The following is a 6,334-nucleotide window of genomic DNA, read 5'->3' as shown; positions in this document are numbered from 1 at the left end:
CGGCCAGCTTCGCGCGCAGCGAGGCGAGGGACGCGCTGCCCGCCCCCTCGGGAGCGGCGGAGAGGTACTGCAGGCCCGCCATGAGCGCCGCGGCCTCGCGGGCGGAGAGCCGCGGTGCATCGTCGATCGCCACGTGATGCACGATGACGATGACGTCGTCCTCCTCGAAGGAGTCCCAGTCGATGTCGAAGAGGTCGTTGGGCTGGTACGTGCCGGTCGAGCCGGGAAGGCCCGAGGTCGCGATGAGCCGCACGGCGTCGCGGATCTCGGCCTCGGTCATGCCGAAGTGCTGTGCGGCCTCGGCGACGTCGACGACGCGCTGCTCGAGCAGGTAGGGCACGAACGACAGCAGGAACACGAGCTTGTCGGGTGCCTTGAGCGGCTTGGCTCGGGTGGCCATCAGGATGCGGCTCCCTCGGGACGGTGGGCGGCGACGACGGCGGCGAGGCGATCGCGCACCTCGTCGCGCAACGATGCCGGCGCGATCACGCGGACCTCGGGGCCGTAGGCCGCCAGCTCGTCGGCGAACACCGCGGCATCCGTGTAGTGCAGCCGGATCACGCCGGCGTCCTCATCGCGGAGCACCGCTCGCTTGCCGAGCCGCACCTCCGCGTCGCTGCCCGCCGTGACGGCGAGGTCGGCGGCGTTGCCGAGCCGCACCTCGTCGAGCTCGGCGAGGATGCGGTCCTGGATGTCGGGCGGCGGCGCGTCGAAGGTCTTCCCGGGCAGCGGCTCCACGGCGCCGACGATGCGGGACAGCAGGAACGTGCGGGGCGCCACCGCGTCGTGATCGTAGGCGTGCAGGTGCCAGCGGCCCTCGTGGAGCACCACGGCGAGGGGGTCGACGGTGCGCTCGCTCGGCGCGCCCTCGCCGGGCTTGAAGTAGCGGAACCGCACGGTCTGCCGCCGGTCGAGCGCCTGCCGCAGCGGCTCGAACGCCGCGTCGCGGACGCGGAGCCGTGGCGCGTAGCCGATGACCGGCTCGCGCGGCTCGATGCCGAGCGACCGCAGCTTGGTCAGCGCCCGCTGCGAGTCGGCGGAGAGCGACGCCTCGCGCCACACCTCGGCCGCGAGGCCGAGCAGGGCCAGCTCGTCGGGGGTGAACCGGACCTCTTCGGGGAGGTCGTACCGGCCCTTCGGGATGCGATAGCGCAACGCCTGGTTGTCGCCGGGGCGGTCGGGAGACTCGACGGTCTCGAGCGGGATGCCCAGCTCGCGGATATCGTCCTTGTCGCGCTCGAACTGGCGCTCGAGGTTGGCGTTCTGCCCGGACTCGTCGTAGCGCTCGGCGTAGCCGCGCACTGACGACAGGATCTCGGACTTCAGGAGGCCCGTCTCGGTGGCGAGCAGCGCGAGCACCAGGCTGAAGAGCCGATCTTCGACCGGGATCCTCGGCTCACCCTTGCGCGATGCACCCGACACAGGAGCGATCATACTGAACCGCGGGCGGCACCCGGCCGCGATCGCCGGGTCAGACGACACCCAGGATGTCGATGACGAAGAAGAGCGTCGAACCCGCGGGCACCTTGTCGTTGCCCTGGTCGCCGTAGCCCTGCGACGACGGCACGATGACGCCGATCTGCGAGCCGACGGTCTGGCCGATGATCGCGTTCGAGAATCCGGGGATGACCTGCGCGTCGTCGCCCGTGCTGACCACGAACGTCTTCGGACCCGGCTGCTGGTTGCCCTCGGCCGCGGTCGTCCAGGTGGAGTCGAACACGGAGTTGTCGTCCCAGAGCACGCCCGTGTACTGGACGACGACGGAATCGCCGTCCTCGACGACCTCGCCCGAGCCCTTCTTCAGCACCTCCACCGCGATCTCGTCCTTCACGGGCGGGTCGGCCTTCGGCACGGTGATGCCGGGCCGGCCGTCGGGTGCGAGCACCACGGCGGGGAACCCGTCGCGGGAGAGCTGAGGGGCGCCGTCGGCGCGGGACGGGAGTGCCCGCTTCACGTCGATGACGAACACGAGGCTGTCGTCGGCACCGATGCCGATGGACTCGTTGCCCTGGTCGCCGAAGGCGTCATCCGCGGGCACGACCACCGCGACGCGGGAGCCCTCGCTGCCGCAGGTGAGCGCCTTGCGCAGCCCGGGCAGCGTGGCATCGGACACGGTGAGCGCGATCGGGTCCTCGTCGCCGAAGCCGGTCGGCTCCTGCACAGTCTCGCCGGTGGTGCCGTTGTAGACGGCGAGCCCGATGAGGGCCTGCTGTCCGTCCTGGAGCTTCGCGCCGTCACCCGCGATGACCTCGGTGCACTGCGTCTCATCGGGAGCGAGGGGTGCCGGGAACTCCACCTTCGGCGCGTCGCCGAAGTCGCCCTTCACCACGACGGCGTCGGAGGACTGCCCCGACGTCGCCTCGGGGGCCTCCGGCGCGGGCGTGCAGCCGGAGAGGGCCACGGCGACGAGGCCGGCGGTGGCGATGAGCGCGAGTGACGAGCGCACTGATCCTCGATTCATGGGGTGGGTCGCGGAGGGGCGTTGGTAGCCTACAAGGCTTCGCCTGCGGGATCGGTGTCGGCCGCAGGAGCCTCTGGCAGCTCGGGCGTCAGGTCGCCGTGGGCCCCGTCGGCCGCCCGCGAGCGCTCGGCCGCGGCATCCGCTGCCCGCACCCGCTTGCGCAGCGCCTTCGCGCTCACGGCGCGTTCGCCGAGCGCACCGGGCGTCCACGCCTCGACGTCCTCGTCGCTGAACTCCGTCTTCGACGGACGTCGCTTGAGCTCGGGCAGCACCGTGTCGGGCGCGAGCCGGCGGGCGGTGAGGAGGAACCCGGTGTGGGCGATCATGCGGTGGTCGGGCCGGACCGCCAGGCCCTGCACGTGCCATCCGCGCACCATCGTCTCGGTCGACTGGGGCTCGGTGTACTCCCCCGTCGCCCGGATCGCCTCGGCGACCCGCGACAGCTGCGTGGCGGTCGCGATGTAGCAGAGCAGCACGCCGCCGGGCTTGAGCGCGTCGGACACGACGTCGATGCACTCCCAGGGCGCCAGCATGTCGAGCACGACGCGGTCGACGGATGCCGCGGCGGCGACCTCGGGCAGCGCTACCGCCAGGTCGCCGAGCGTGATGGACCAGTTCTCGGGGTCGTAGCCGTGGAACGTGGCCACGTTGCCGCGTGCCACCTCGGCGAACTCCTCACGCCGCTCGAACGAGAGGAGCCGTCCGGACGGCCCGATGCCGCGGAGCAGCCAGAGGGACAGCGCGCCCGAGCCGACGCCCGCCTCGACGACGGTGGCGCCGGGGAAGATGTCGGCCTGCGCGAGGATCTGCGCGGCATCCTTCGGGTACACGATCGCCGCGCCACGCGGCATCGACATGACGAAGTCGCTGAGCAGCGGGCGGAGTGCGAGGTACTCGATGCCGACCTGGTTGGCCACGACCGATCCGTCGGGCAGGCCGATGAGGTCGTCGTGCGCGATGGGGCCCTTGTGCGAGTGGAACAGCTTGCCCGGCTCGAGGGTGATGGTGTGCATGCGGCCCTTGGGTCCGGTCAGCTGCACCCGGTCACCCGCCCGGAACGGCCCGCTGCGCTCGCCTCGGCTCTCGCTCATGCGCGCGCCTCGCGGACCTCGAGGAGCGCCGCGACATCCGACACCGACTTGTCGGCGAGCGTCTGCCACAGCACGTGGGCCGGCGCCTCGGCGAGGTCGAGGATGTTGGGGACCCCCACCGTGACCGCGCCGGCGGACCATGCCGACGTGAGGCCCGCGGGCGAGTCCTCGATCGCCACGCAGTCGCGGACGTCGACGCCGAGGGCCTCGGCCGCCGCGAGGTAGGGCTCGGGGTGCGGCTTCGCATGCTCGACCACGTCGCCCGTGACGATGACGTCGAAGGCCTCGAACGGGATCGCCCGCACCACGTCGTCGGCCATCGACCTGACCGACATGGTCACGAGCGCCGTGGGCACGGATGCCTCGCGCAGCGCCTCGAGGAGCTCGCGCGCGCCGGGTCGCCAGGGCACGCCGTGCTCGGCGAGCTGCTCCTGCACGCGCGCGGTGAGGCGCGCCACGATCGTGTCGGCGTCGAGGTCGACGCCCGCCGCCTGGAACACCGTCGCCGCCTCCCAGAGGCCGCTGCCGACAAGGCCGAGCGCGTCCTCGTGGGTCCAGCGGCCGCCGAAGGACTCGACGAGCTCCTCCTCGGCCGCCATCCAATAGCGTTCGGTGTCGACGAGGGTTCCGTCCATGTCCCAGAGGACGGCGGCGGGAAGGCGAGTGGTCACAACCCGCAAGTCTACGGGCACGGCCTATTGTGGAGAGGACCCCGGGAGTCCGGGGCGGGAAGCGGGGCACCTGGAGTGGATCAGCGGGCCGGTTTCGAGGGCGGAAGGCTGCTCGTCGTCGCCTTCGAGGGATGGAACGACGCCGGCGAGGCGGCGACCGGGGCGGCGAAGCTGCTCGCGGAGCGGCTGGGCCTCGTCGAGATCGCCGCGGTCGACCCCGAGCTCTACTTCGACTACCAGTTCACCCGGCCCACGGTCGTGATGGGCGACGACGGCTCGCGCCGGCTCGAATGGCCCGGCGCTGCGATCCTCGGTCCGGGCGGCGCGCCGACCGACGAGGTCGACGAGCAGGTCACCGGCCCCGGCGCGGACACCCTCCACGTGCTGCTCGGCGCCGAGCCGGCGCGCAGCTGGAAGGGCTTCGCCGCCGAGCTCGTCGACGCGGCGCTCACCGCCGACATCGAGGGCGTCGTGCTCCTCGGCGCCATGCTCGCCGACGCGCCGCACACCCGGCCGCTGTCGGTGTTCGCGTCGAGCGAGAACCGCGAGGTGCGCGACGCGCTCGGCGTCGAACGCTCGAGCTACGAGGGCCCCGTCGGAATCCTCAGCGTCATCGCCGACCAGGCCGAGCGCGCCGGCATCCCGACCGTGTCGCTCTGGGCGTCGGTGCCGCACTACGTGCACAACGCGCCCTCGCCGAAGGCCGTGCTCGCGCTGCTCGGCAAGCTCGAGGAGCTCACCGGCCTCTCCATCCCCCGCGGCACGCTCGAGACCGAGGCGCAGGCGTGGGAGGCCGGCGTCGACGCGCTCGCCGCCGACGACGAGGACATGGCCGGCTACATCACCCAGCTCGAGCAGGCCCGCGATGCCGTCGACGCCCCCGAGGCGAGCGGCGAGGCGATCGCGCAGGAGTTCGAGCGGTACCGTCACGAGCTCGACCGCGTGCCCGGCATCGGCGGCCTTCACCGCGGTCCAGAGCCCCGCGATCCCGCCGCCGACGACCAGCACGTGCGCCATGGTCAGGCTCCCGTCACCGCAGCGGCCGGGGGCTTCGCCGCGAGCATCCGCTCGAGGGCGAGCCGGGCGGGATCGGCCACCGCGCCGGGCACCGTGATGCGGTTGACGACGCGACCGGCGACGAGCTCCTCCAGCACCCAGGCGAGGTAGCCGGGGTGGATGCGGTACATCGTCGAGCACGGGCACACGACGGGGTCGAGGCAGAAGATCTCGTGCTGCGGGTACTCGGCAGCGAGCCGCTGCACGAGGTTGATCTCGGTGCCGATCGCGAACGTCGAGCCCGCGGGGGCGGCCTGGATGGCCTTCACGATGAAGTCCGTCGAGCCCGCGGCATCCGCTGCATCGACCACCGCCATGGGGCACTCGGGGTGCACGATGACCTGCACGCCGGGGTGCGTCTCGCGCGCGGTGGCGATCTGGTCGACCGTGAACCGCTTGTGCACCGAGCAGAAGCCGTGCCACAGGATGACGCGTGCGTCCTCGAGTTCGCCCGCCGTGCTGCCGCCGAGCGCCTTGCGCGGGTTCCACATGGGCATCTGCTCGAGCGGCACGCCCATGGCCTTCGCGGTGTTGCGACCGAGGTGCTGGTCGGGGAAGAACAGCACCCGCTGCCCGCGCTCGAACGCCCACTCGAGCACCGTCTTCGCGTTCGACGAGGTGCAGACGATGCCGCCGTGCCGGCCGACGAAGCCCTTCAGCGCCGCCGACGAGTTCATGTATGTCACCGGGATGACTGGGACGCGCCCCTCGGCATCGGCCGCGTCGAGGTCGCCGTACACCTCGGCGAGCTGCTCCCAGCACTCCTCGACGCTCGACTCGTCGGCCATGTCGGCCATCGAGCAGCCCGCCGCGAGGTTGGGCAGGATGACGGCCTGCTCGGGCGTCGACAGCAGGTCCGCGGTCTCGGCCATGAAGTGCACGCCACAGAACACGATCGCCTCGGCGTCGGGCCGGGTGAGCGCGGCGTTGGCGAGCAGGTGGTTCTCTGCGGTACGGCCCGTGTGCACGGCCTTCGCGTCGAGGAGGGCGCCGACCTCGTGGAGTGGGGCGCGGTGCTCCGCGAATCGCCGGCCGTTGACCGTGACCGATCCGCC

The 6,334-nt window shown here is 72.2% G+C and carries 5 protein-coding genes and 2 pseudogenes; 1 reads left to right on the top strand and 6 read right to left on the bottom strand.

All coding sequences use genetic code 11. The annotated features are described in order from the left end of the window. From GH736_RS15025 to GH736_RS15005, 5 genes and pseudogenes are all read right to left on the bottom strand, one after another. A pseudogene (locus tag GH736_RS15025) lies at window positions 1–400 on the bottom strand (helix-turn-helix transcriptional regulator); the annotation flags it as partial. Further along, complete coding sequence (locus GH736_RS15020; protein ID WP_159604740.1) at window positions 400–1,422, bottom strand: helix-turn-helix transcriptional regulator; 1,023 nt, start codon at window positions 1,420–1,422, stop codon at window positions 400–402. The gene GH736_RS15020 and the pseudogene GH736_RS15025, both read right to left, overlap by 1 nt. Before the next feature lie 49 nt (window positions 1,423–1,471). Beyond that, window positions 1,472–2,446, bottom strand: coding sequence for an FKBP-type peptidyl-prolyl cis-trans isomerase (locus GH736_RS15015; protein ID WP_159604738.1), 975 nt, complete (start codon window positions 2,444–2,446; stop codon window positions 1,472–1,474). 44 nt (window positions 2,447–2,490) lie between these two features. Beyond that, complete coding sequence (locus GH736_RS15010; RefSeq protein ID WP_159604736.1) at window positions 2,491–3,552, bottom strand: tRNA (adenine-N1)-methyltransferase; 1,062 nt, start codon at window positions 3,550–3,552, stop codon at window positions 2,491–2,493. Further along, on the bottom strand, window positions 3,549–4,223 hold the full coding sequence (locus GH736_RS15005) for an HAD family hydrolase (protein WP_235934277.1): 675 nt from the start codon (window positions 4,221–4,223) through the stop codon (window positions 3,549–3,551). The genes GH736_RS15010 and GH736_RS15005 overlap by 4 nt, the downstream gene beginning before the upstream one ends. 75 nt (window positions 4,224–4,298) lie before the next feature. On the opposite strand from GH736_RS15005, the pseudogene GH736_RS15000 reads away from it, so the two are divergent. After that, window positions 4,299–5,213, top strand: a pseudogene (locus tag GH736_RS15000) (PAC2 family protein); the annotation flags it as partial. 29 nt (window positions 5,214–5,242) lie between these two features. On the opposite strand, the gene nadA reads toward GH736_RS15000, so the two are convergent. Then, window positions 5,243–6,334 (bottom strand): quinolinate synthase NadA (gene nadA, locus GH736_RS14995; protein ID WP_159604734.1); only part of this gene is annotated, 1,092 nt, incomplete at its 5' end.

This window comes from Agromyces humi (assembly GCF_009720255.1).
In the GTDB taxonomy this organism is placed as follows: Bacteria; Actinomycetota; Actinomycetes; order Actinomycetales; family Microbacteriaceae; genus Agromyces; species Agromyces humi.
This window is presented reverse-complemented; position numbering and strand designations above follow the sequence as displayed.